The organism is Burkholderia arboris, from assembly GCF_902499125.1.
In the GTDB taxonomy this organism is placed as follows: Bacteria; Pseudomonadota; Gammaproteobacteria; order Burkholderiales; family Burkholderiaceae; genus Burkholderia; species Burkholderia arboris.
The window spans coordinates 374,185-396,964 of sequence record NZ_CABVPX010000001.1; the positions used below are offsets into that span (position 1 = coordinate 374,185).

Genomic DNA, 22,780 nt, shown 5'->3' on the forward strand with positions numbered 1-22,780 from the left:
GTGGCCCCCACTGATCGCTGTTCGTATTGCGTGTCGTGTCTAACGTGTCATCGATTCGAGCGCGGCACGCACCGCGTCGATCGCATCTGCCCAGTTGCCGGGCGCGGACTGGCGAAACAGCCGCGCGGACGGATACCACGGGCTGTCGCCGCGCGTCCGCATCCAGCGCCAGGCCGGCGGGTCCGGCAGCAGCACCCAGACGCGCGCACCCAGCGCGCCGGCCAGATGCGCGACCGCGGAATCGGCCGCGATCACGAGATCCAGCGCACCGATCAGCGCACCCAGATCCGCGAAGTCGCCGAGTTCGTCGTCGACGCGGCATACCGGCGCGTCGGCCAGCAGCGCTGCGTCGCGTTCGTTCATGGACGTTTGCAGGCTGATCCAGTCGACGTCGAGATCGAACAGCGGCGCGAGCCGCGCGAAATCGATCGACCGGCCGGCGTCGTGCCGGCGTGCCGGCTCGCCCGCCCACGCGAGCCCGACGCGCAACCTGCGTCGTGCGCCGAGCAGCGTGTCCCACTGGCGCGTGCGCTGCGGGTCCGCATGCAGACAGGCGGCGGTGCCCGGAATGGCGCCGGCTTCGGAGTGGAATGCATGCGGCAGGCTCGGCAGCGGCACCTGGCAGTCGAACGCGGGCAGCGGCTCGCCGCGCGCGATCACGTGGGCCGCGCCGTCGAGCGACGCCATCAGCGTGCGCAACGACGGCGGCACCTCGAGCACCACGCGTGCGCCGCGTGCCGCGACGAGCGGCACGTAGCGGCAGAACTGCAGCGTGTCGTCGACACCCGGCTCCGCATGGATCAGGATCGTCTTGCCGTCGAGCGGCTCGTCGCCGCGCCACACCGGTTGCGCGAACGGCCGTGCATGCCGTGCGAACGGCGCATCGCGCAGCCGCCATTCGTACGCGCGCCAGCCGTGCGCGAAGTCGCCTTCCATCAGGAGCAGCGATGCGCGCGCGCAATGTGCGCCGGCGAAGTCGGGTTGCAGCGCAATGGCGCGATCGTACGCGGCGAGCGCGTCGTCCACCTGCCCCAGGTCGGCCAGCAGGTTGCCGCGGGCCAGCCAGTGCGTCGCCACGTCGGCGCGCAGCGCCAGCGCGCGATCGAGCGACGCGAGCGCGTCGTCGTAGCGGTGCAGATCGCGCAGCACGTTGCCGCGGTGCGTCCACGCTTCGGCGAAATCCGCGTCGAGCGCGAGCGCCGCATCGTAGCTGGCGAGCGCCGCGTCGAAGCGCTGCAGGTCGCGCAGCGCCGTGCCGCGATTGCATAGCGTGTCGGCCGAACGCGGCTCGAGCACCAGCGCCCGCTCATAGCTGGTGAGCGCGTCGTCGTGACGCTCGAGCTGCAGCAACGCGTTGCCGCGGCCCGCGAGTGCGCGCACGTGATCCGGATCGCGCGCCAGCACGCGTTCGCAACGCGCGAGCGCCTCGTCCGCGCGGCCGAGCCGTTCAAGCACGGCCGCACTGTCGCAAAGCGCGTCGAGTCGCGCGGGATCGGCTGCGATCGCCTCGTTGAACGCGGCAAGCGCTTCGTTGAGGCGATCGAGTTCGGCAAGGGTACGGCCGCGCTCGACCATGATCGCGGCGATGCCCGGCCGGATCGCCTGCGCACGATCGAAACAGTGCAGCGCATCGGCCGTGCGCCGCATCTCGCGCAGCACGAGGCCGCGGTTGAACCACGCTTCGAACGAGTGCGGATCGACCATCAACGCGCGGTCGTAGGTGTCGAGCGCGTCGTCGAGGCGGCCGAGCGCGCGCAGCGCCCCGCCGCGATTGCACAACGCGTCGAGCACGAGCGGCGACACCGCCAGCGCGCGGTCGAAGGATACGAGCGCATCATCGTAACGGCGCAGGCCGATCAGCGTGTTGCCGCGGCGCACGAGCGTCTGCACGTCGTCGGGCGCCGCTTGCAGCGCGGTCGCGAAATGCCCGAGCGCCTCGTCGATGCGGCCGCGCTCGCCGACGATCGCGCCGAGGTCCGACAGCGCGCGCACGTCCGGCGCGACCGCGATCGACTGGCGCAGCAGCGCTTCGGCATGGTCGGCCGCGCCGCACTGGAACTGCAGCACGCCGTACAGGTGCAGCGCCTGCGGATGATCGGGCGCCTTCGCGAGCACCGCGAGATAGTCGCGCGCCGCGTCGTCGAACTGTCCGGCGCTGTGCCGGTGTTGTGCGCGGCTCAGGATCGCCGCCGCTTGCCATTGCCCGGGCGCGTCGTGTCCCGACGCGCCCGCCTGTGCATCATGCCGGTGCTCGACCGTCACGTTCGCCCCCTTCCCGTTTGCCGATGCCGCCGCTGACCCGGTCGATGGAACCGGTCGCGGCGGTCATGCTCGTGACGAGACTAACGGACGGCCAATAACAGACGTATGACGAAAGTTACGGACCATTTTGCCCGGGGACGGAACGGCTTTCCCCGCGGGGCCGCGTACGCCGGACGGCATCGCGCGGTCACTGGCCGATCGGGATCGTCCGGACGTACTCGACCGCCGGCGCACCCATCGTGACCGCGAAGCGGATGCCGCGCGGCACCGGCACCCCGATCGACGTCGAATTGCTGATGCCGTGCTGCGCGAGAAACTGCGCATAGGCCTGTTCGACGACGGTCTGGCTCGTCGTCCAGCCGCCGGGCGGAATCCACACGGAAAGCTGCATCGTCCGCGCATCGTTGCTGACCACCACACGCGCGAACGCATCCATGTGCTGCAGCGCGTCCTCGACGTCGGCCAGCGACGCGAGCGGCTGCGACGCGCTGCGCACGAGCTCGCGCCCCTTCAGCTGATAGCGCACGACCTGCATCTGTGCCGGTCCGCCGCCGACCCCGAGATGGCGCACCATCACGAGTTCGTTCGGCCGGATGCGCAGCGGCGGCCCGAACACTTCGTCGGGCGTCACGAGGTTCGTCAGGTCGAATTGCAACTGGGAGAAGTAGCGGCCGAGCAGACGCGTTTGCGCCAGATTCGACGCGATATCGTCGCGGCCGCGGATCGTCGCGTCGAGGCCGCGCCACGACAGCAGCGCGATCACGGCGAGCAGCGCGATCGCGACCAGCATCTCGATCAGCGTGAAGCCGCGCGCACGCGCGGCCGCGCGCGGCTCAGCGCCGCGCTTCATTCTGGATCACCGTGACGACTTCGGCGAGCACGTTGCGGCTCGACGCGGACGGATAGACGCTCACCGTCACGCGCCGCACGAGCGGGCTCGGCAGCGCGGCCACCGACTGGCGGCACACGAACCGGTAGCGCCCCTGCGGACACGCGAACGTGTTCGTGCCGACGGACGGCCAGGTCGATGCGATGCGGATCTCGCCGAGCGCGTTGTCGGCACTCCATAACGCGAGCAGGCGCATGCGCGCCATGTCGGTATCCGACGCGAGCGCGCCGATCGCACGCATCACGGCGCCCAGCGCGACGGCCACGATGGCCAGCGCGATCAGCACCTCGATCAGCGTGAATCCCCGTTCCGGCACCCGCACCGGTCGCAATCCGCCGCGCGCATGGCGGCGGTAGTCGGTTCTGTCGTCGCACATGACCTGCATCATTCTTGTCGATGGGTCGGCGTCCGGCGTTCGAACCGCGGCGCAGGCCACGTCGCCGGCGCGACGGACGCCGTGCACGGACGTTAAGCGCGACGTATGGCACGCACGTGTCGAATGGTACGGACCATTTGGCACGGCAAGCGCCGGCGCACCGCACGCGGCGGCGCGCATCGCGACGGGCGGATGACACGAAAACGGAAAACGATCGGGAAGGCACCGTCCGGCACCGGACGGCAGGGGTGAAGACGATCCTCGGGCGGGATCGCCGCGACGGCGTCAGGCCGTCACGGCGGCGTCATATTCGGCGCGGGCGAGCTGCCCGGCGGCGTATGCCTCGGCTTCGCCGCGAAAGCCTTCGCGGCTGAACGCCACGACTTTCACGCCGACGCCGGTCGCCCGCTTCACCGTCAGCGCCCATTGCCATCCGCCGTCTTGCTCGAAGACGTGCAGCGAGGGTTCGAAGGAAGGGTCGAGTACGGTCACGCGTTTTGCTCCTGCCCCCTTGCGTGCCGCATCGGCAACGCTCAGGGCATGTCGAAAGGATCGCGCCGGTGTGCCGACGCGTTTCTGCCATTCGACAGTCTAGTCAATTATTGTTGCGACGCACCATCAGAGGTTTCACTCATCTATCGGAACCGGGCGGTCGATGAAATTTACCTGAAACCCATACGGGACGGGCCTCCGGGCCATGCCGGGCGGCACGGAATCGCATTCGTGCGGCAACGTGCCGCACACACGGGCGATTGCTTGCATCGACCTTTCGTGGATCACGAAAACAGGGAGCGATCTATCCGGCCGCCGCCATCACGCGCCGGAAGGTCAGGTTGACCCGCTCGCCCTGCACGCCCGGCGCCTTCGGCACGCGGTGCTGCCATTCCGCCTGCGTGCGGCCGCGCATCACGAGCAGGCTGCCATGCACGAGGCGGTACGCGTGCGTGACGCCGGTCGCGCGATGGCGCAGATCGAACACGCGCATCGCGCCGAGGCTCACCGACGCGATCACCGGCGCCTCGCCGAGTTCCGGCTCGTTGTCCGCGTGCCAGCCCAGACTGTCCAGCCCGTTGCGGTAGCGATTGAGCAGCACGCTGTTGAAGCGCGCGCCGCACGTCGCCTCGACCGCGCGCTTCAGGTCGAGCACGGCCGGCGTCCACGGCGCGGGCACGTTGCGGATCCCCGAATACACGTACACCGCGTCCGGCTCGCCCTGCCACGCAGTGAGTCTCGGCAACGGAATGCGCCCGCGCGGCGTGCGGATCGTGTCCTGCCGCCAGGCGACTTCGCCGATCAGCGCGGCGAGCGCGCGATCGGCGTCGGGCGGCGCGAGCCAGTCCGGGTACCAGTCCACGTCGGGCGCGGGCGTATCGGCGAAGAGATCGGGCGTCGACATGTCGGAAGGAGCGGGCGATGAACGGGGCGAACGATGCATGTCTGCATACTAGCCAACGGCGCCACGCGCCGCCATGCGCTGTCATTCGCCGATGAAAGGAAACCGCCGCGCACCGCGATGCGCAGGCGCGCATCACGCTATCATCGCGGCGTGTCGCGGCATGCCCCGCCGAGGGGCGCCGCATTCTTCCGCCACGCGGGCCGGCGCAACCCGGCCGCTTTCTTCCCGGATCCCATCATGACGACGCTCTCCGATTCCGCCCTCGATCAACTGTTCCTCACCGCGCGCACGCACAACGCATGGCAGGACAAGCCCGTCGACGACGCGCTGCTGCACCGGCTGATCGACCTGACGAAATTCGGTCCGACGTCGGCCAACTCGAGCCCCGCGCGCTTCGTGTTCGTCAAGTCGCCCGAAGCGAAGGCGCGCCTGAAGCCCGCGCTGTCCGAAGGCAACCTCGCGAAGACGATGGCCGCGCCCGTCACCGTGATCGTCGGGATGGATTACGCGTTCTACGAACACCTGCCGCGCCTGTTCCCGCACGCCGACGCACGCAGCTGGTTCGCTGGCAACGAAGCGCTGATCCAGGCCACCACGTTCCGCAACGCGTCGCTGCAAGGCGCGTACCTGATCCTGGCCGCCCGCGCGCTCGGCCTCGACGCGGGCCCGATGTCGGGCTTCGACGGCGCGAAGGTCGATGCCGAATTCTTCGCGGGCACCGCGATCAAGAGCAACTTCCTCGTGAATCTCGGCTATGGCGATCCGGCCGGCCTGTTCCCGCGCAGCCCGCGCTTCGATTTCGACGATATCGCGCGCATCGAGTAACGGCGGCCTCCGGGCCGCGGGCTAGCCGCGCGTCAGCCGGATCAGCGTGATCTCGGACGGCACGCCGAAGCGGTTCGGCGGCCCCCAGTAGCCGGTGCCGCGGCTCGTATAGAGCCACATGTCGCCGAAGCGGTTCAGCCCGCCGATCACCGGCTGCTGCAAGCGCACGAACGGCGGCCAGGGCAGGAACTGGCCGCCGTGCGTATGCCCCGACAACTGCACGGTAAAGCCCGCGCGGTTCGCCGCCTCGGCGCTGCGCGGCTGGTGCGCGAGCAGGATCTTCGTGCCGACGTCGCGCGGCGCGCCCGCCAGCGCCTGCACGGGGTCGCTGCGATGCGCGGGATCGAACCCGCCGGCCGTGAAATCGGTCACGCCCGCGAGCACCGCGCGGGCGCCGTCATGCTCGATCAGCACGTGCTCGTTCAGCAGCACCGTCAGCCCGATGCGGCGGAATTCGTCGATCCACGCATGTGCGCCCGCGTAGTACTCGTGGTTGCCCGTCACGAGGAAACTGCCGTGCCGCGACCGCATCCGGCCAAGCGGCGCCGTGTGGTCGCGCAGGCGCTTGACCGAACCGTCCACCACGTCGCCCGTCACGACCACCAGGTCGGCGTCGAGCGCATTGACCGCGCGCACGATCCGTTCGATATACGGCCGCTTGATCGTCGGCCCGACGTGGATGTCGGACAGTTGCACGATCGTCAGCCCGTCGAGCGCGGCCGGCAGCCCCGCCACCGGAATCGACACGCGCTTGACCGCCGCCGTGCGGCGCGCGCCGGCGAACCCGATCGCGGTGACGAGCACCGCGGCCGCCAGCACGCCGAGCGCCGTGTCGGGCGCCGCGCCGCTCCAAGCGCCGTCGTGCCCGAGATGCCGCCACGCGATCACGCCGAGCAGCACGAATTCGCGCAGGAACGTCAGCACCAGCAGCGACGAGAAGAACCCCATCACGAGCGCCCCGGCCCAGCCGACCAGCGTCGCGGCCCAGCCTTCGTCGAAGCGCCGCGAAAACATGCCGACCGGAATCAGCACGACGAAACTCGCCAGCACGAGCGCCGCGATCGTGCGCGCGACCGGCGACGCGAACGCGTCGGGAATGATCCGCATCCCGACATACAGATGGAACAGCACGCCGATTGCAATGAACCGGACAAAGAAACTTCGCATGGAACGCTCACCTTCGTTGCGATACCGCTTCCGCGACACGCGTCGCGCGGGGCCGTGATGCCCCGTGCCGCGCGTCGCGCCATACGCACGATGGTACACAGATCCCGGCCGCGACGACCGGTCGCGCCCGCCGGTGGAGCGTCGCGCGGCTTCGCGCGATAATCCGCCATCCTCCCGCCGCCACGCCCATGCGCTTCGATCTCGTCGACCTCAAACTGTTCACGCACATCGCGGAGGCGCGCAGCCTCACGCGCGGCGCCGAACGCGCGCACCTGTCGGTGCCGGCCGCGAGCATGCGCATCAAGAACCTCGAGGAACAGGTCGGCGTGAAACTGTTGAGCCGCACGAGCCAGGGCGTCACGCCGACCGCGCCGGGCGAGACGCTGCTCGCGCATGCACGCCGCGTGCTGCGTCAGCTCGAACAGTTGACCGGCGACCTGCAGGAATACGCGTCGGGCGTGAAAGGTCACGTCCGCGTCTTCGCGAACACCACGGCGATGAGCGAGTTCCTGCCGGGCGTGCTGCGCCGCTATCTCGTCGATCATCCCGACGTGACGATCGACATGCAGGAGCGGCTGAGCCCGGACATCGTGCGCGCGGTGCAGGAAGGCGCGGTCGACATCGGCATCGTCGCCGGCGACGTGCGCACCGACGGCCTGCAGGCGATGCCGTACCGGCGCGACCGCCTCGTGCTCGCGACCGCGCCCGGGCACCCGCTCGCCGGTCTGGCGTCGACGCCGTTCGTCGCGACGCTCGACCACGACTTCATCGGCCTGCCCGAGGCCAGCGCGCTCCACACCTTCCTGAAGCGCGCGGCCGCCGACGTGCAGCGCACGCTGCGCTGGCGCATCCAGGTCAGCAACTTCGAAACGGCCTGCCGGATGATCGAGGCGAACGTCGGCGTCGGCGTGCTGCCCGAAGGCACCGCGCGCCGCCATGCGAAGACGATGGCGCTGTGCGTCGTCGCGCTCGAGGACGGCTGGGCCGAGCGCCAGCTGCAGATCTGCGTCGCGGATCTCGATGCGCTGCCGCGCTTCGCACGCGATCTGGTCGACCTGCTCGTCGCGGACGCGCACGGTCAGTCGAACTGACGGATTCATCCAGGTTCGACGCGCAATCGGCGGCTTCCGCGCCGATTCCATCGCACCGGAACGGCAAATTCCGCCCCCCTTCTTTCATCTGACGATCCTTTACAGTCCGTTAGCAACCCTACGCGAGCGGGCGCTGGCAGAATCGCGGCGATCAGGCGGCATCTGCCGAACTCGCGGACGGACGAAGCGGCATGATCGCCGGCGCCGCACGGGCGGCCGCAGCCCGCGCCGCCCCTGCGCACCGGATGGCTGGCGATCCGCATCGCGCTGATTTATTATCGGCTCCGTATCCCGGAATCGTCGTCGCGGCGACGATCCGCATTGCGCCGCGCCCGGCATCCACCCCCAACGTCGAGCTCGTCACACCATGAGAAAAACAACGCCGCGCGCGCCCCTGCGCGTCGCCGCCGTCCTGTCGCCCGCCCTGCCGCTCGCAGGCTGCGCATCGCGCGGCGCACCGTCGTACGTGCTGTTCGGCGCGTACTTCCCGCTCTGGCTCGTCAGCGCGATCGTCGGCGTCATCGGCGCGATCGTCGCGCACCGCGTATTCGTCGCGACCGGCTGGGCTTCCACCGTGCCTTACCAGCTCGCCGTCTGCACCGCGATCGGGCTCGTGGTCGCCGTGATCGTCTGGCTCACCGGCACGGGGCCGTTCGCATGAAGGCCGCCGGACTCCCCCGCCCCTCCGCGAAAGGCCGCGCGATCGCGCTCGCAATCGTCGCGCTCGGCATCGCCGCGCTCGTGTACGCGTACTGCCGCACGACCGCCTATCCGTCCACCGACGACGCGTCGATCGACGCGGACGTCGTGCATGTCGCCTCGCCGGTCGGAGGCCGCATCGTGCAGCTCGCGGTGCACGAGAACCAGCGCGTCGCGAAAGGCGACCTGTTGTACGAAATCGATCCCGTGCCGTACCGGCTGACGGTCGCGCAGGCACAGGCCGACGTCGAACTCGCGCGCGCGTCGCTCGACACGCGCCGCCGGTCGCTGATCGGCGAGCGTTCGAACGCGGCGGTCGCCGCCGAGCAGGTCAAGCGCGCGACGCAGAACGCGGATCTCGCGACCCGCGACGTGAACCGGCTCGCGCCGCTCGCCGCGCAGGGTTACGTCAGCGCGCAGCAGTTCGACCAGGCGAAGGTCCGCCAGCGCGACGCGTCCGTCTCGCTCGCGCAGGCGCAGGAGCAGCAGCGCGCGTCCGCGCAGACGATCGGTGACGAAGCCGATGCGATCGCGACCCTGCATGCGCGCGAAGCCGCGCTCGCCCGCGCACAGCATGCGCTCGACGATACGGTCGTGCGTGCGCCGCACGACGGGCTCGTGACGGGGCTGAGCGTGCTCCCCGGCGAAACCCTCGCGCCGAACCAGTCGATCTTCACGCTGATCGACGCACGCGAATGGTTCGCCGTCGGCAATTTCCGCGAGACGTCGTTGAGCCGCATCGCGGTCGGCGATTGCGCGACCGTCTATTCGATGATCGACCGCAGCCGTCCGCTGACGGGCAAGGTGGTCGGCATCGGCGCGGGCATCGCGGACAGTGCGCGCATCAACCTGCCGCGCTCGCTGCCGATCGTGCAGAACTCGGTGAACTGGGTGCACGTCGCGCAGCGCTTCCCGGTGCGCGTGAAGCTCGACGAACCCGACGCGAAGCTCGTGCGCGTCGGCGCCAGCGCGATCGTCGAGGTCCGGCATGGCACTGCCTGCCGCTGACGTTCGCGCGCCGGGCCCGCGCGAAGTCCTGCGGCTGCTCGCGCCGTTTCCGGGGCGCATGGCGATCGCCGTGCGCGTCGCGCTGATCTGCGCGCTGACCGCGCTCGTGACGGCCGCGTACGGCACGCCCGAAGCCGCGCTGTCCGCATACGTCGTGTTCTTCATGATCCGTGCCGACCGCGTGACGAGCGTCGTGCTCGCGGCCGCGCTGCTGCTGATCGTCACGATCGTGATCGGGCTCGTGCTCGGCATCGCGATCTTCAGCATCGACTATTCGATCCTGCGGGTCGCGTGCATGGCCGTGCTGTCGGTCGCCCTCCTGTACCTGACGTCCGCCAGCAAGCTGCGCCCCGTGGGCGCGATCCTCGCGATGATCGTCGGCTTCGGGCTCGACCAGCTCGGCCTCGCACCGTTCGGCGAAGCCGCGACCCGCGCGCTGCTCTATATCTGGCTGACGATCGCGATCCCCGTCGGCGTGGCGATCGTCGTCAACTTGCTGATCGCGCCGTCGCCGCGCAAGCTCGCGCACGCGCAGCTCGCGAAACGGCTGCGGCTCGCCGCGCGACGACTGCGCGGCGACGACGACGCGCGCGCCGCGTTCGACGCGAGCCTGCGCGAGGGCGACAAGCAGTTGCTCACCTGGCTCAAGCTGTCGAAGCTCGAAGGCTCGTCGGCCGCCGCCGACGTCGTGGCGCTGCGGCAGGCCATCGCCTCGAGCACCGCGCTGATGGTCGGCGTCGCGCTGGCCGATCGCGAACCGGACGCACGGCTGCCCGATGCGTTCGCCACGCCGATCGCCGCGACGCTCGACGACATGGCCGCCATTCTCGAACGCGGCGGCTATCCAGTCGACGTGACGCTCGCGCTGCCGCCCGCCGACGCGCTGCCGCCGCTCGCACGCATCGCCGCAACCGATCTCCAGGCCGCGATCACCCGTTTCGCGGAGCCGGACGCGACGGCCGATGCAGCGCCTGGCGCGCCTGCGGCCGCGCCCGCCGCACCCGACGCACCCGCCGTGCCGCCGGCACCAGCACCGCGAGGCGGCTTCTTCCTGCCGGACGCGCGCACCAATCCCGACCATATCCGCTATGCGCTGAAAACGACCGCCGCAGCGATCTTCTGCTACCTGCTGTACTCGCAGCTCGACTGGTCGGGCATCCATACCTGCGTCGTCACCTGCTACATCGTGTCGCTCGGCTCGACGGCCGAGACGGTCGAGAAGCTCACGCTGCGGATCTTCGGCTGCATGGCCGGCGCGCTGCTCGGCACCGCCGCGCTCGTATTCGTCGTGCCGGCGCTGTCGTCGGTCGGCCACCTGATGGCGCTGGTGTTCGTCGGCGCGTGGCTGTCCGCGTGGATCGCATTCGGCTCGCCGCGCATCGCGTATGCGGGCTTCCAGATCGCGTTCGCGTTTTTCCTGTGCGTGATCCAGGGCGCCGGCCCCGGCTTCGACCTGACGATCGCGCGCGACCGCACGATCGGCATCCTGCTCGGCAACGTCGTCGTGTATCTCGTGTTCACGCGCATCTGGCCCGTCAGCATCGGCAAGCAGATCGACGTGGCGTTTGCCGCGCTGCTCGATCAATGGCGGCGCATCGCGCAGATCGCGCAGCCGGCCGAGCGACGCACGCTCGCGGCCGAAGCGTTCGCACGCCACGGCGCAATCGCGCAGGAACTCGGCCTGGTCCACTACGAACCGTCGTGGGTGCGGCCGGCCGCGACGTGGCTCGCCACCCGGCGGCGCGCGCTCGCCGAACTCGGCGCGATCGAAGGCCCGCTGTTCCTGCTCGCCGAACGCCAACCCGGCGACGCAGCGATCGGCGCGCAACTCGCGCGCGTGACCGAGCCGCGCGACGACGAAGCCGCGCGCTCGCCGAACCCGGCACCCTCGTCCCCGGCGCCCTCGTCCCCGCCGCCGGCCGCCGCCCCCACCGACCCCGCACGCGACGCGCTGCTGAACCTGATCGACACGCGGCTCGCGCATATCGCCGACACCGCCCGTCAAGCCACACCGAAGGAGCCTGCCCCCCATGCGTCGACCTGAACCGCCGGCCGCCTCGATCGCCGTAGCCGCCCTCGCGACCGCCGTCGCGCTGGCCGGTTGCGCGACGTCGTCGATCGATCTGGCGCCGGAGGCATCCGACCGCCCGTGGCAGCCGCAAACGTCGGCCGCGGGCGACATCGTGCCGGGCCCGCCGCGGGCGTCCGCGCAACGCGCGCACGACTACACGCTGCCCGCGTCGCCGGCGCTCGCATCGGTCGCGCCGCCGGCCGAGCTCGATGCCGCGCATCCGTACACGCTGGCCGAGCTGATCGACCTCGCCGAATCGTCGAACCCGCTGACCCGCATCGCGTGGAACGATGCACGCAACGCGGCGCTCGCGGTCGGCCTGGCCAAGTCCGCCTACCTGCCGCGCCTGTCGGCAACGGCGATGGGCGCGTACCAGACGAGCCACGGCTCGACGTCGACGATCCTCGGCGATTCGTCGAGCAACACCACCGTGCACGGCACGATCTCGGCGCTGTCGCTGCAATGGCTGCTGTTCGATTTCGGCGGCCGCGCGGCGCGTGTCGAAGCGGCCGAACAGGCGTCGATCGCATCGAACGTCGCATTCACGGCGGTGCACCAGCAGGTGATCCACGACGTGACGGTTTCGTACTACCGCTACGAAGCCGCCCGCTCGCGCGCTGTCAGCGCGCAGCAGGGTCTCGCGAACGCGGATGCGATCCTCGCGGCTTCCCGCGCGCGGCTCAAGCACGGCGTCGGCACGGTCGTCGAGCTCGCGCAGGCGACGCAGAACCGCGCGCAGGCAAACCTCGCGCTCGTGCAGGCGAACGGCGCGGAAAGCGACAGCTACCTCGCGCTCGTCTCCGCGCTCGGCATCTCGCCGCTGTCGAAGCCGACGATCGCCGCGCTGCCGAAGCGGCCGCTGCCGCCCGCGCTCGGTTCGTCGGTCGATGCGATCGTGTCGGACGCGATCGCGCGCCGCCCCGACCTGCAGGGCGCGTTCGCGCTCGAGAAGGCCAATCGCGCGAAGATCAAGGCGGCGGAAGCCGCGTTCATGCCGAAGATCTTCCTGTCCGCGTCGACCTCCTACGCAAGCGGCGGCACGGCCATCTCCGCGCTGCCCGCGATCGGCGACCAGGCGCCGACCGTCAACCTGAACGGCAGCCGCTACGGCGGTGGCGTGTTCCTCGGCGTGACGATTCCGCTGTACGACGGCGGTCTGCGCTCGGCCGTGCTGATGCAGGCGCGCAACGATGCGCAAAGCGCGTCCGCGCGCCTCACGCGAACCAAGGAGGAAGCCGTGCGCCAGGTCGTCGCCGCGCAGAACGCGGTACAGACGAGCCTCGCGTCGCACGATGCCGCGAGGGCCCTCGTCGATGCCGCGCAGACGAGCTACGACGCGGCGCTCACCGCGTACCGGAACGGCGTGGGCTCGGTCACCGATGCGACGATCGCGCAGAGTCAGTTGCTCGCCGCCCGGAACGCGGAGGTCGACAGCTATGCCGGCGCGCTGTCGGCCGCCGCCGCGCTCGCGCTTGCGACGGGGACGATCGGCTCGGCGCAATAGCGCAGCCGCCGCAAGGCGGTTGACGCAGGCGCGCGCCGCCCACTAGAATGCCGCCCATTCTTCCTTCAGGAACCATCGTGGACAGTTGCAGCACTCCGTTGCGTGCGCCGCTTGCCGCCTGAACGCCTGTCCGACGCAGTTCTCCTGCCCCGGCTCGCGTTCCGCGAGCCGCACGCCTACCCGTTTCACACTGAATGACGCATTCGCGCGGTAAAGTACCGCGCGATGACGGCTATCGCCGCGTCGCCCCCGGCCTTGCGCCGCGGCGACGCAGGCCGGCATGCGCTTCTTGCACGGCAGGACAACCATGACTTTCGATTTCGCACTTCGTCTTTTCACCGCGTTCGCCTGCGGCGTCGCCATCGGCCTCGAGCGCCAGATGCGCCAGCGCACGGCCGGCCTGCGCACCATCACGCTCGTGGCGAGCGGCGCATGCCTGTTCGTCACGCTCGGCGTGCTGACCGGCAACGGCGTCGCGGGTGTCACGCAGATCGCCGCGTACGTCGTGTCGGGCGTCGGTTTTCTCGGCGGCGGCGTGATCATGCGCGACAAGGGCTCGATCCAGGGCATCAACACGGCCGCGACGCTGTGGTGCTCGGCCGCCGTCGGCGTGCTGGCCGGCTCCGGCCATTACGTGCCTGCGCTCGCCGGCACGGGCGTCGTGCTGCTCACCAATACCCGTGCTGCGCGGCGTCAGCCAGACGATCAACGCGACGCCCGTATCGAACGCCGATCTCGTGCGCGAATACCAGATCACGGTGATCTGCCTCGCCGCCGACGAAGTGCATATCCGCACGCTGCTGTCGAACTCGATGTATGCGAAGCCGCTGTCGTTCCAGAGCCTGACGAGCGAGGACGTGCCCGACCAGCCGGACCGGCTGAAGGTGACCGCGACGCTGAAGCTGCATCCGAAGGATCAGCAGAAGCTCGAGCAGATCGCGAGCCGGATGAGCATGGAGAAAAGCATTTCCAGCGTGAGCTGGACCGCGAAGGAAGCGGAGCCGATGATGGAATGAGCTGGCGTGGCGGCTACCGCATCCGGCGCCGCCGTCGCGTGCGTCAGGGTGCTTCGATGAGCCCCGCAGAGATCGACTTGACGACCGCCTGGACCTTGTTGGTCGCGCCGAGCTTCTCGAGGATGTTGTTCACGTGGAAGTTGACCGTCCGTTCCGAGATGCTGAGGATCTGGCCGATTTCGCACGCGGTCTTGCCTTCGGCCGTCCAGCACAGCACCTCGCGCTCGCGCGCGGTCAGCGTGACGCCCGCCGCGGGCGACAGCTTCGGCACCATGAAGCGGCTCATCAGCGAATGCGACAGGTTCGCGAGCCAGTTCGTCTGCAGCGTCAGCATGTTGATCTCGGCCGGCGTCAGCCGGTCGGCATGGCGTGCGATGCTCAGCAGACCGAACGCACCGCGGGCCGCCCAGCTCGACTGCGCGACGCCCACCGACAGCCCGAAATCGCGCGCGTCCTGCCACAGCGGGCACGGGTCGATCCGGTCGACGTCCGGCCAGACGATCATGTTGGTGCTGAGTGCGCCGTCGCGAACCGTCGAATCGATCTCGATGTAGTTCTGCGCCTGGTAGTGCGCCATCCAGCCATCCGGATAGGTATTGAAGATGGCGACCGCCGGCTTCGAAACGGGCAGCGGTACGCGAATGCCGTAACAGCAGTATTCGAATCCCAGCCGCTTGGAATAGGCGGCGATCCGCTGGAAGAGTTGCTGCTCGTCTTCAGCGGCGCTGAATTGTTGGTAGGCATCCTGCCAGCGCAGTTCCATTCGTTCTCCGACAACGTCACGCTGTCATACTTGTCAGGTTCCAGCACCCTATCGAGGCTGATACATTCCGCGCATGACTTCACCTTTGCTGCACCCAGTCCCCGGCCCGTCTCCGGACGGCTACGTGCGCTTGTCAGAAGGCGCACTGGCCGTGCTTGTGCTTGACCATGTCGCAAGCGGCCTCGATGCATCGCTGCTTGCCGAACTGCGCGACAACGCGATCGACGCACGCCTCGCCGGCTATACCGAATGGCATCGCACGGCCAGTGCCGGCGTCGCTTACGTGACGGTCGGCTGGGACTGGTACCTCGAACGCGCGACGGGCACGTTCGTGATTGCAGGCGGCGACGTCCGCAGCAACGTGATGGCCGTCGACGCCAAGGGTGCCGACATCGGCATGTTCCGCACGGCCGCCGCGCTCGCGGCACGGCTAACCGGCATCGACTGGCCCGCCGCGGTCGCGTCTGCCCTGCTCGGTCGCAACGACACCTATCATGCCGGTCCGACGCTCCAGTGACAACCGGCCGCGCAATCTTCCGATCATTTCGCAAGACTGGCGCTCTTTATAAGCAAAAGCAGCCTGGTTTTCAATCCCGCCGGTCAAGAAACCGTTACCACGCCGCAAATGGCGTGTTTGTCCGCCCGAACCTGTAAGAGTTACTAGTTACAGCCCCCTCGTCCTGCGCGATGTAATGCACGCATACAAAAGTACAGATCCGAGGACACCATGCGGACCTTCGTTCACGAGGAAGGGCGGTTGCCACACGAACTTGCTGCGGATCTAGGGCGCTATCGGCGCCGTGTGTTCATCGAACAGCTCGGCTGGGCGCTCCCGTCGGCGAACGAAAGTTTCGAGCGCGACCAGTTCGATCGCGACGATACCGTCTACGTGTTCGCGAGGAACGCGGTCGGCGACATGTGCGGATGTGCGCGCCTGCTGCCGACGACGCGCCCGTATCTGCTGAAGTCGCTGTTCGCCGACCTGATCGCCGCAGACATGCCGCTGCCGCAATCGGCCGCCGTCTGGGAGTTGTCCCGGTTCGCGGCGACCGACGACGAAGGCGGGCCGGGCAACGCCGAGTGGGCCGTGCGCCCGATGCTCGCGGCCGTCGTCGAATGCGCGGCGCAGCTCGGCGCGCGGCAGCTGATCGGCGTGACGTTCGCGAGCATGGAGCGGCTGTTCCGCCGGATCGGTATTCACGCGCACCGCGCAGGCCCGCCGAAACAGGTGGACGGTCGTCTGGTGGTCGCGTGTTGGATCGACATCGATCCGCAAACGTTTGCCGCGCTAGGAATCGAGCCGGGGCAGGCCGCCCGGCAAGCTATCGCCGCCTGAGCCGGAACGCGCGTTTCGGTCCGGGCGGCATCGTAACGAAGGAGAACCAACGTGGACCAGTCTCAGGTCTTTCGCGCGATGATGCCCGGGTTGACGAGCGCCAGCGGCGCCCGCATCGCGGTCGCTTATCCGTCGTTTCCCAGGCCGCTGCCGCTCGTCCGGCTCGACCGCCGCGGGCTCGTGTTTCGTGCCGCCGGCGCCGCGCCGCTCGTCTGCGGGCTGCCGCGCCCGGCAACACTGCTGGTCGCGGACGAGCCGCTCTGCTCGCTGCGCCTCGTGATCCGCGGCGTCGCCCCGGCCGGCGACGGCCGGCACGACCTGACGATGCAGCCGTCCGGCGCCGCCGGCGACGAATTGCTGTGGCATGCATTGCGCGATCGCGAGCCGTACCGGCACATTCAGCATCCGCTCGCCCCGGTCGACCTGCCCGCCGCCGCCGACGGCGAACCGCATGCGGCGGTTGGCGACGCCGGATCGCGCCCGTCGCGCAGCGCGGCTTTCCGCCTGCCCTGCCATAGCGACGCGCTGTTCTTCGCGGACTGGCTCGAATATCACTTCGACGAGCTGCGCGCGCTGTCGCAACAGCACGGGCCGCAACTGCAGCTCAATCAGCTCGAACGACAGGTTGACGACGACGAGGTCGGTGTGCGCTTCGTCTACGACATCGACGGGCACGCGACGCGCCACGCGCTGACCGACTGCGCGCGTGAGGCCTGCGCATGGATCGAGACGGAGATGCGCAGCAAGTACGCGCTGCCCGTCGCGCAGGAACGGTTCGGCGCGTTTGCCGCGCACGCGCGGCCCGGCGGTATGTGAATGAGGCAACGACCGCCAGTTGCATGAATACAACGAGGGCTTGCAAACGTCCGGGTTTTCCCTTAAATTTACGTCTGTCTCCTCCATGTCTCCAAACATGGATTCAGCCCGCTCAAGCAGCGGGCTTTTTTATTGCCTGCGCGGATTGCGGGGACACATTACTCTTCGCCTTCGCTACCCGGCGAGCTTGCATTCCGACACGCCATCATCCGGACCGACCGGATATCATCGGCGGGTCTGCCACGCTCCCCCGAGGCCATCTTGCACGCCCATCTGCGCATTGCCCGCCCGGTCGGCAACCTCGCCCGAACCGAACGCATGTATCGCGACGCCCTCGACCTGTCGGTCCTGGCGCGCTTCGAAGACCACGACGGCTTTTCCGGCGTGATGCTCGGACGCGAAGGCCTCGACTATCACTTCGAGTTCACGCACTGCCCCGACCATCCGATCGCGCCGTCGCCGACGCCCGAGGACCTGATCGTCTTCTATCTGCCCGATCGCCCGGAATGGGAAGCCGCATGCGAGCGCGCCACCGCGCACGGCTTCATGCCCGTGACGTCGTTCAATCCGTTTTGGGAAATCTCCGGCCAGACCTTCGAGGATGCCGACGGCTACCGGATCGTGTTGCAGAACGGTACGTGGCGTTGACGGGCGGATACGCGTGAACCGCTACGCGCCGGCGTTCCCGCCGGGGCGTGCGACATAGACGACGTGCCGTCGCAGCGCATGCCCGTACGGTAACGCGGGATGGTCGAAATCGCGTGCCGGCTGGCGCAGCATGCCGAGCCGCTGCATCACCCGTTGCGATCGCAGGTTGGTGTCGGCCGTCCACGCGAAGATCTCGCCGAGCCCGATCCGGCCGAACCCGTCGGCCATTGCGGCGGCCGCCGCTTCGGCAATGTAGCCATGCCCCCACGCGTGGCGTGCCTGCCGCCACATGATTTCGACGCACGGCGCCATCGGATGCGTTGCGCGTGCTTCGCGCGACAGGCCGCACAGGCCGATCAGCGTTGCGTCGGCGCGGCGCTCGACCGCCCAAACACCGAAACCGTGTGCGTCGAAATGCGCGTCGAAGCGCGCGAGCACGTCACGCGCCTCGTCGGCCGGCATCGGGCCGCGCGCAAGCCACGCAGTCACGTCCGGATCCGCATGCATTGCCGACAGCGCTTGCGCGTCCGCTGGTCGCCAGCGACGCAGCGTCAGGCGCTCGGTTTCGATCTTCGATGGCGTGGTCGTCATGGGATTGTGGAACGGACTCGCGGCGAATGAATCGCAGATGACGTCACGAACCCGGAACTGGTACGAGCGAAGGGGAAATCGCGATCGTCGCTTCTACGCGCGACGATCGGACGAACAGAGGATGGGAAATGGGCGCGAGTGCGCCCGCTCCCGTTACTCGTTTTCCTCGAAGTAATGCCCGAACTTCGTCTGCTTCGTGCGGATATAACGCTCGTTTTCCTCGCGCACGGGCACCGCGAGCGCCACGCGCTCACAAACGGGAATGCCGTGCTTCACGAGCGTGTCGAACTTCTTCGGGTTGTTGCTCATCAGCCGCACCGACGTCACGCCGAGCATGCGCAGAATCGCAGCGGCCGAGTCGTATTCGCGGGCGTCGTCGGGCAGGCCGAGATCGAGGTTCGCTTCGACGGTGTCGCGCCCCTGCTCCTGCAGCGCATAGGCGCGGATCTTGTTGCTCAGGCCGATCCCGCGGCCTTCATGGCCGCGCAGATACAGCAGCACGCCGCGGTCTTCGGCCGCGATGTAGCGCAATGCGAGATCGAGCTGCTCGCCGCAATCGCAGCGGTACGAGCCGAACACGTCGCCGGTCAGGCATTCGGAATGCAGCCGCGTCAGCACGGACTGCTCGCCGGTCACGTCGCCCATTACGAGCGCGAGATGTTCGGCATCGCTGCCCGATACGCGGAACGCGTATGACGTGAACGTACCGTAGCGCGTAGGCAGCGACGCGGTAGCGACGAGCGTCACGCACTCGTCGGCCTGGCCATTGCCCGGCGTGGGCGATTGGGGACGCGAAGACATCATGAATTCAATCGAAACGTTCAGGAATGTAGGAGTTGTGTGGATAGTGCGTGACGGGAGTTTACCGCTAATCTGGAAACGTCACGCGACTGCCACTGCCTGCCCGGCTATACTGGGCTCATCGGGTGTCGCGCACCAACGCCCAGCCTTCCCTGTATCGACCACACGGAGAAAGCGAATGAGCACGACTGTCGCGCAGATTCTCAAGGCCAAGCCGGATTCGGGCCGCACCATCTACACCGTCACGAAGACCGATCTCGTTTACGACGCCATCAAGCTGATGGCGGAAAAAGGCATCGGTGCGCTGCTGGTCGTGGACGGCGACGACATCGCGGGCATCGTCACCGAGCGCGACTACGCGCGCAAGGTCGTCCTGCAGGACCGCTCGTCGAAAGCCACGCGCGTCGAGGAAATCATGACGGCGAAAGTGCGCTACGTCGAACCGTCGCAATCCACCGACGAGTGCATGGCGCTGATGACCGAGCATCGGATGCGCCACCTGCCCGTCCTCGACGGCGGCAAGCTGGTCGGCCTCATCTCGATCGGCGACCTCGTGAAGAGCGTGATTGCCGATCAGCAGTTCACGATCAGCCAGCTCGAACACTATATCCACGGCACGCCGGCGGTCACGTCCGCCTGATTCGCCCCAGCAAAAAAGGCCCAAACGCATAAGCGTCTGGGCTGAAAGCCGCCGACATGCGGCGACGGAGGTTCTGCTCCTGCGGGCGAACGACGCGCGCAACTGGCGCGCGTCTCGTCGATTCAGTGGTGCGCTCGGGCAGACCGGGGGACGTTCGATCAGTTACCGAAGTAAACCGAGTTCACGGGGTTCGGCGTTTCCCGCGTCATGCGGCGGCCAGCTTGCCCGGCGCCCGTTGCCACGGCACCGTAGCCGCTCGTGTCGGCTTGCGCGAGCATCGGCTGGTTCGGCTGAATGCGTTGTTCGGCTGCCTGGATGTTGTTCGGGTACTGCGAATCGCTCGCCAGCGGCTTGTAGCCGTTCTGCTCGAGTTGCACGAGTTCGGCCTTGACCTGGTCGCGGGTCAGCCCCTGCTCGGACTGCGCAAACGATGCGATCGGGGTGGCAAGGACGGATGCGGCGATTGCTGCGTAGATGATCGACTTCATGATTTACCTCCGGAATATGTTCTCTTTTGACGTCGCCCCGGCAGTGACTGTCTGAAGCGATTGAGTCCAGTGTAGTGCCCGCCATTCCAAGGGGAAACCCTTAGTTTGAACATACAGCGTTGCAATATTGGCAAATATCGCCCACGGTTTCCGAACCGGGCCGCCACTACTTACGTCATCTGCACAACAATCGCTGACGAAACGCCAACAGCCGGATCACATATCCCGAAAGTTGTGTTGTAGAATCGTAAGGTTTTATTCGCCAGCCGATATTCCATCCACCATGTACGCGCTCACGCCCCTTTCGGTTTCGCCGTCCGGCCCCGCCGGCGTGCGCGCGCACGCCGGCCATCCGGCGCACCCCCTCGCTCGACGCACGGCCCAGGCGCCGCTCGCCCCTGCCCGGCGCCTGATCTGATCGTTCGGTCTCCACCCGGAGCCAGGTCAGACAGGCTCCGGGCGATCCTCATAGGCACGCCACGCCTGCCCCTGCCGATCATTTGGAGAACTGCCATGAAACAACGCCTTTACCAGCTGACCGAACTCGACGTCGCTCGCCTCGAAAAGCACGCCGAGCACAACCCGCGCTTCCAGACGATGCTCGACACGCTGCTCGAACGCGCCGATATCGTCCAGCCCGACGCCATCAAGGCCAACGTCGTCACGATGAACTCGCAGATCACGCTGCTCGACGAAGCCACCCAGGAACAAGCCACCTGGACGATTGTTTATCCGGACGCTGCCAATCTCGAACTCGGCCGCCTGAACGTCTTCTCGCCCGTCGGCATGGCGCTGCTGGGCACGCAACGCGGCCAGATGGTCAAGGTGACGCAGCCGAGCGGCGCCGAAAAGCAGATGAAGGTCGCTGCCATCGTGTTCCAGCCGGAAGCCAACGGCGAATACACGCGCTGAGCCGCCGGCCGGCCAGCGCCGCGCCAGACAGGCGCAACACGCAAAAAAGCGAGGCACGGGCCTCGCTTTTTTGCGTCCGGACGATCCGGATGACCGCCATCGCATTCCGTAGACGAAAAAAAGGCGCCCGAAGGCGCCTTTTTCGATGCTGCGAAGCGGGTTGCCCCGCCCGTCACGCTTAGAAGCGGTGACGCAGACCAACCGTTGCTGCGGTTTGGTTGATCGACGAGCTCGATGCCGTCGTGTTGTCGCCGTTGTAGATGCCCGTGCCGACGATGTTGTTGCCCTTCGCGCCACGCTGGTACACAGCTTGTGCGTAGACGTCGGTGCGCTTCGACAGAGCGTAGTCAGCTTGCACGCCGAACTGGTTCCAGTGCGAGCTGCCGTTGTTGACCTTCGCGTTCGTGTACGTGTAAGCAGCACCCAGGCCGAGAGCCGGCGTCAGGTTGTACTTTGCGTTGACTTCGTAGTTGTCAGCGCGCAGCGTGCCAGCACCGTTAGCTTGGTTGTCGATACGCGATTGCGTCCATGCAGCGCCGACTTGTGCCGGGCCGAATGCGTAACCAGCAGCAGCGCCGTACGTACGGACACGACCTTGGCCGCCGATCGTCGATGCGCCGTTGGCGTTCGTACCGTCACCCAGGTTTGCTTGCGAGTACGCTGCACCCAGCTTCAGGCCTTGGAACTGGTACGACGCACCAGCGCTGTATGCGCGGTTGTTGCCGAAGTTCGTGTTGTTCGAGAACGAGTACGTACCACCGAACTGCAGACCAGCGTAGTTAGCGCTCGTGTACTTGATCGAGTTGTTCAGTGCGACGTCGCCGTTCGTGCTCAGACGATCGTTGTTGATCGGGTGCGCGAAGTACGTGCCGCCCCACGAACCCGTTGCCGTCAGCGGCGCCAGGTAGTCTTGCGTTGCGTCGTACTGCTTACCCAGCGTGACCGTGCCGTACTGGCTCGACAGGCCAACGAAAGCCTGGCGGTTGAACATGCCGCCGTTGCCGTTTGCGAACTTGCCGTTACCGATGTTGAAACCGCTTTCCAACGTGAAGATTGCCTTCAGGCCGCCACCGAGGTCTTCCGAACCGCGCAGACCGAAGCGGCTTTGGTCGATACCCGAGCCCATCGACCACAGCGACTTGCCGCCGACGTTGCTTTGGTAGGTGATGCCTGCGTCCAGCACGCCGTACAGCGTGACGCTGCTTTGCGCGTGAGCGACGGTTGCGAACGATGCTGCAGCTGCTGCAACGATCAGAGTCTTGTTCATTCGTGGAGCTCCCTTCTAAAAAGAGGCAGGTCTCGCGACCTTGTTCATAAACGGTCTTCAACCGCCCGGGAATGCCATCGGTCCTGCTGGCTACGCCCGGATAGTTGCCCGTTTGGGAACCGTGAGTTTAGGGGTGTACCCTAGGGGAGCGATCCGCAAATAAAGAAATAAGCTTTTCCAGAACTAGAAATAATGAAAGTGGGGCCGCGTCATA

General features: G+C 67.8%; 24 protein-coding genes and 1 pseudogene. 14 read left to right on the forward strand and 11 right to left on the reverse strand.

Going from position 1 to position 22,780, the window contains the following annotated elements; genetic code table 11:
- Positions 1-39: 39 nt before the first annotated feature.
- The 5 genes from BLA15945_RS01610 to BLA15945_RS01630 form a co-directional block, all read right to left on the reverse strand.
- Positions 40-2,262, reverse strand: coding sequence for a tetratricopeptide repeat protein (locus tag BLA15945_RS01610; protein ID WP_174991303.1), 2,223 nt, complete (start codon positions 2,260-2,262; stop codon positions 40-42).
- Positions 2,263-2,449: 187 nt separating this feature from the next.
- Positions 2,450-3,112, reverse strand: a complete 663-nt coding sequence (locus BLA15945_RS01615; RefSeq protein ID WP_174991304.1) for a PulJ/GspJ family protein — start codon at positions 3,110-3,112, stop codon at positions 2,450-2,452.
- The gene (gene gspI / locus BLA15945_RS01620; protein WP_174991305.1) at positions 3,096-3,527 is read right to left on the reverse strand and encodes a type II secretion system minor pseudopilin GspI; all 432 of its coding nucleotides are present in this window, start codon (positions 3,525-3,527) and stop codon (positions 3,096-3,098) included. Before gspI ends, BLA15945_RS01615 begins: the two co-directional genes overlap by 17 nt.
- Before the next feature lie 285 nt (positions 3,528-3,812).
- Positions 3,813-4,019, reverse strand: coding sequence for a hypothetical protein (locus BLA15945_RS01625; RefSeq protein ID WP_034180396.1), 207 nt, complete (start codon positions 4,017-4,019; stop codon positions 3,813-3,815).
- Positions 4,020-4,323: 304 nt separating this feature from the next.
- Positions 4,324-4,923, reverse strand: a complete 600-nt coding sequence (locus tag BLA15945_RS01630) for an alpha-ketoglutarate-dependent dioxygenase AlkB family protein (RefSeq protein WP_174991306.1) — start codon at positions 4,921-4,923, stop codon at positions 4,324-4,326.
- A gap of 237 nt (positions 4,924-5,160) precedes the next feature.
- Here BLA15945_RS01630 and BLA15945_RS01635 point away from each other — a divergent pair, with 237 nt between their 5' ends.
- Positions 5,161-5,748 (forward strand): malonic semialdehyde reductase, encoded by a 588-nt coding sequence (locus BLA15945_RS01635; protein ID WP_059240957.1) that lies wholly within the window; start codon positions 5,161-5,163, stop codon positions 5,746-5,748.
- Between the two features lie 21 nt (positions 5,749-5,769).
- On the opposite strand, the gene BLA15945_RS01640 is transcribed toward BLA15945_RS01635, so the two are convergent.
- Positions 5,770-6,915, reverse strand: coding sequence for a metallophosphoesterase (locus BLA15945_RS01640; RefSeq protein WP_174991307.1), 1,146 nt, complete (start codon positions 6,913-6,915; stop codon positions 5,770-5,772).
- A 188-nt stretch (positions 6,916-7,103) separates the two neighbouring features.
- Here BLA15945_RS01640 and BLA15945_RS01645 point away from each other — a divergent pair, with 188 nt between their 5' ends.
- The 7 genes and pseudogenes from BLA15945_RS01645 to BLA15945_RS01675 all read left to right on the forward strand — a co-directional run bounded on the left by BLA15945_RS01645 (position 7,104) and on the right by BLA15945_RS01675 (position 14,304).
- Entirely contained in the window at positions 7,104-8,006 is a 903-nt protein-coding gene (locus BLA15945_RS01645) for a LysR substrate-binding domain-containing protein (protein ID WP_174991308.1), read from the forward strand.
- 191 nt (positions 8,007-8,197) lie between these two features.
- Positions 8,198-8,377, forward strand: coding sequence for a hypothetical protein (locus BLA15945_RS01650; RefSeq protein ID WP_155627276.1), 180 nt, complete (start codon positions 8,198-8,200; stop codon positions 8,375-8,377).
- Positions 8,374-8,667, forward strand: coding sequence for a hypothetical protein (locus BLA15945_RS01655; RefSeq protein ID WP_174991309.1), 294 nt, complete (start codon positions 8,374-8,376; stop codon positions 8,665-8,667). The genes BLA15945_RS01650 and BLA15945_RS01655 overlap by 4 nt, the downstream gene beginning before the upstream one ends.
- Complete coding sequence (gene mdtN / locus BLA15945_RS01660) at positions 8,664-9,713, forward strand: multidrug transporter subunit MdtN (RefSeq protein ID WP_059240024.1); 1,050 nt, start codon at positions 8,664-8,666, stop codon at positions 9,711-9,713. Before BLA15945_RS01655 ends, mdtN begins: the two co-directional genes overlap by 4 nt.
- A complete protein-coding gene (locus BLA15945_RS01665; protein ID WP_174991310.1) occupies positions 9,694-11,757 on the forward strand; it encodes an FUSC family protein in 2,064 nt (687 codons plus the stop codon). The genes mdtN and BLA15945_RS01665 overlap by 20 nt, the downstream gene beginning before the upstream one ends.
- Entirely contained in the window at positions 11,744-13,288 is a 1,545-nt protein-coding gene (locus tag BLA15945_RS01670) for a TolC family protein (RefSeq protein WP_174991311.1), read from the forward strand. Before BLA15945_RS01665 ends, BLA15945_RS01670 begins: the two co-directional genes overlap by 14 nt.
- Positions 13,289-13,595: 307 nt before the next feature.
- A pseudogene (locus BLA15945_RS01675) lies at positions 13,596-14,304 on the forward strand (MgtC/SapB family protein).
- 43 nt (positions 14,305-14,347) lie between these two features.
- Here the strand turns inward: BLA15945_RS01675 and BLA15945_RS01680 are convergent.
- Positions 14,348-15,067, reverse strand: coding sequence for an autoinducer binding domain-containing protein (locus BLA15945_RS01680; RefSeq protein WP_059240016.1), 720 nt, complete (start codon positions 15,065-15,067; stop codon positions 14,348-14,350).
- A gap of 73 nt (positions 15,068-15,140) precedes the next feature.
- On the opposite strand from BLA15945_RS01680, the gene BLA15945_RS01685 reads away from it, so the two are divergent.
- The 4 genes from BLA15945_RS01685 to BLA15945_RS01700 all read left to right on the forward strand — a co-directional run bounded on the left by BLA15945_RS01685 (position 15,141) and on the right by BLA15945_RS01700 (position 17,867).
- The gene (locus BLA15945_RS01685) at positions 15,141-15,584 is read left to right on the forward strand and encodes a DUF4902 domain-containing protein (protein WP_059240014.1); all 444 of its coding nucleotides are present in this window, start codon (positions 15,141-15,143) and stop codon (positions 15,582-15,584) included.
- Between the two features lie 210 nt (positions 15,585-15,794).
- A complete protein-coding gene (locus BLA15945_RS01690; RefSeq protein ID WP_059240012.1) occupies positions 15,795-16,403 on the forward strand; it encodes an acyl-homoserine-lactone synthase in 609 nt (202 codons plus the stop codon).
- Positions 16,404-16,454: 51 nt separating this feature from the next.
- Positions 16,455-17,219: a hypothetical protein gene (locus BLA15945_RS01695; protein WP_174991312.1), complete on the forward strand. Its 765-nt coding sequence runs from the start codon at positions 16,455-16,457 to the stop codon at positions 17,217-17,219.
- Positions 17,220-17,480: 261 nt separating this feature from the next.
- Positions 17,481-17,867: a VOC family protein gene (locus BLA15945_RS01700; RefSeq protein ID WP_059240007.1), complete on the forward strand. Its 387-nt coding sequence runs from the start codon at positions 17,481-17,483 to the stop codon at positions 17,865-17,867.
- Between the two features lie 21 nt (positions 17,868-17,888).
- On the opposite strand, the gene BLA15945_RS01705 is transcribed toward BLA15945_RS01700, so the two are convergent.
- The gene (locus tag BLA15945_RS01705; RefSeq protein ID WP_174991313.1) at positions 17,889-18,458 is read right to left on the reverse strand and encodes a GNAT family N-acetyltransferase; all 570 of its coding nucleotides are present in this window, start codon (positions 18,456-18,458) and stop codon (positions 17,889-17,891) included.
- 153 nt (positions 18,459-18,611) lie between these two features.
- Positions 18,612-19,262 carry a GTP cyclohydrolase II gene (gene ribA / locus BLA15945_RS01710; RefSeq protein ID WP_059240003.1) on the reverse strand — a complete coding sequence of 217 codons (651 nt, stop codon included), beginning with the start codon at positions 19,260-19,262 and terminating at the stop codon, positions 18,612-18,614.
- Between the two features lie 175 nt (positions 19,263-19,437).
- On the opposite strand from ribA, the gene BLA15945_RS01715 reads away from it, so the two are divergent.
- Entirely contained in the window at positions 19,438-19,899 is a 462-nt protein-coding gene (locus BLA15945_RS01715) for a CBS domain-containing protein (protein WP_021162297.1), read from the forward strand.
- Positions 19,900-20,057: 158 nt separating this feature from the next.
- Here the strand turns inward: BLA15945_RS01715 and BLA15945_RS01720 are convergent, their stop codons facing one another.
- Positions 20,058-20,387, reverse strand: a complete 330-nt coding sequence (locus BLA15945_RS01720) for a DUF4148 domain-containing protein (RefSeq protein ID WP_059240001.1) — start codon at positions 20,385-20,387, stop codon at positions 20,058-20,060.
- 513 nt (positions 20,388-20,900) lie between these two features.
- Here BLA15945_RS01720 and BLA15945_RS01725 point away from each other — a divergent pair.
- Positions 20,901-21,299 (forward strand): GreA/GreB family elongation factor, encoded by a 399-nt coding sequence (locus BLA15945_RS01725; protein WP_059239999.1) that lies wholly within the window; start codon positions 20,901-20,903, stop codon positions 21,297-21,299.
- A gap of 178 nt (positions 21,300-21,477) precedes the next feature.
- Here BLA15945_RS01725 and BLA15945_RS01730 read toward each other — a convergent pair whose 3' ends face one another.
- Positions 21,478-22,566 carry a porin gene (locus BLA15945_RS01730; RefSeq protein ID WP_059239997.1) on the reverse strand — a complete coding sequence of 363 codons (1,089 nt, stop codon included), beginning with the start codon at positions 22,564-22,566 and terminating at the stop codon, positions 21,478-21,480.
- Positions 22,567-22,780 lie beyond the last annotated feature (214 nt).

Excerpts from the sequence above, each read along its gene's own strand:
- BLA15945_RS01615 (WP_174991304.1), bottom strand. The coding sequence starts at position 3,112 with ATGAAGCGCGGCGCTGAGCCGCGCGCGGCCGCGCGTGCGCGCGGCTTC.
- gspI (WP_174991305.1), bottom strand. The coding sequence starts at position 3,527 with ATGTGCGACGACAGAACCGACTACCGCCGCCATGCGCGCGGCGGATTG.
- BLA15945_RS01630 (WP_174991306.1), bottom strand. The coding sequence starts at position 4,923 with ATGTCGACGCCCGATCTCTTCGCCGATACGCCCGCGCCCGACGTGGAC.
- BLA15945_RS01635 (WP_059240957.1), top strand. The coding sequence starts at position 5,161 with ATGACGACGCTCTCCGATTCCGCCCTCGATCAACTGTTCCTCACCGCG.
- BLA15945_RS01640 (WP_174991307.1), bottom strand. The coding sequence starts at position 6,915 with ATGCGAAGTTTCTTTGTCCGGTTCATTGCAATCGGCGTGCTGTTCCAT.
- BLA15945_RS01645 (WP_174991308.1), top strand. The coding sequence starts at position 7,104 with ATGCGCTTCGATCTCGTCGACCTCAAACTGTTCACGCACATCGCGGAG.
- BLA15945_RS01650 (WP_155627276.1), top strand. The coding sequence starts at position 8,198 with ATGATCGCCGGCGCCGCACGGGCGGCCGCAGCCCGCGCCGCCCCTGCG.
- BLA15945_RS01655 (WP_174991309.1), top strand. The coding sequence starts at position 8,374 with ATGAGAAAAACAACGCCGCGCGCGCCCCTGCGCGTCGCCGCCGTCCTG.
- mdtN (WP_059240024.1), top strand. The coding sequence starts at position 8,664 with ATGAAGGCCGCCGGACTCCCCCGCCCCTCCGCGAAAGGCCGCGCGATC.
- BLA15945_RS01665 (WP_174991310.1), top strand. The coding sequence starts at position 9,694 with ATGGCACTGCCTGCCGCTGACGTTCGCGCGCCGGGCCCGCGCGAAGTC.
- BLA15945_RS01670 (WP_174991311.1), top strand. The coding sequence starts at position 11,744 with ATGCGTCGACCTGAACCGCCGGCCGCCTCGATCGCCGTAGCCGCCCTC.
- BLA15945_RS01680 (WP_059240016.1), bottom strand. The coding sequence starts at position 15,067 with ATGGAACTGCGCTGGCAGGATGCCTACCAACAATTCAGCGCCGCTGAA.
- BLA15945_RS01685 (WP_059240014.1), top strand. The coding sequence starts at position 15,141 with ATGACTTCACCTTTGCTGCACCCAGTCCCCGGCCCGTCTCCGGACGGC.
- BLA15945_RS01690 (WP_059240012.1), top strand. The coding sequence starts at position 15,795 with ATGCGGACCTTCGTTCACGAGGAAGGGCGGTTGCCACACGAACTTGCT.
- BLA15945_RS01705 (WP_174991313.1), bottom strand. The coding sequence starts at position 18,458 with ATGACGACCACGCCATCGAAGATCGAAACCGAGCGCCTGACGCTGCGT.
- ribA (WP_059240003.1), bottom strand. The coding sequence starts at position 19,262 with ATGATGTCTTCGCGTCCCCAATCGCCCACGCCGGGCAATGGCCAGGCC.
- BLA15945_RS01715 (WP_021162297.1), top strand. The coding sequence starts at position 19,438 with ATGAGCACGACTGTCGCGCAGATTCTCAAGGCCAAGCCGGATTCGGGC.
- BLA15945_RS01720 (WP_059240001.1), bottom strand. The coding sequence starts at position 20,387 with ATGAAGTCGATCATCTACGCAGCAATCGCCGCATCCGTCCTTGCCACC.
- BLA15945_RS01725 (WP_059239999.1), top strand. The coding sequence starts at position 20,901 with ATGAAACAACGCCTTTACCAGCTGACCGAACTCGACGTCGCTCGCCTC.
- BLA15945_RS01730 (WP_059239997.1), bottom strand. The coding sequence starts at position 22,566 with ATGAACAAGACTCTGATCGTTGCAGCAGCTGCAGCATCGTTCGCAACC.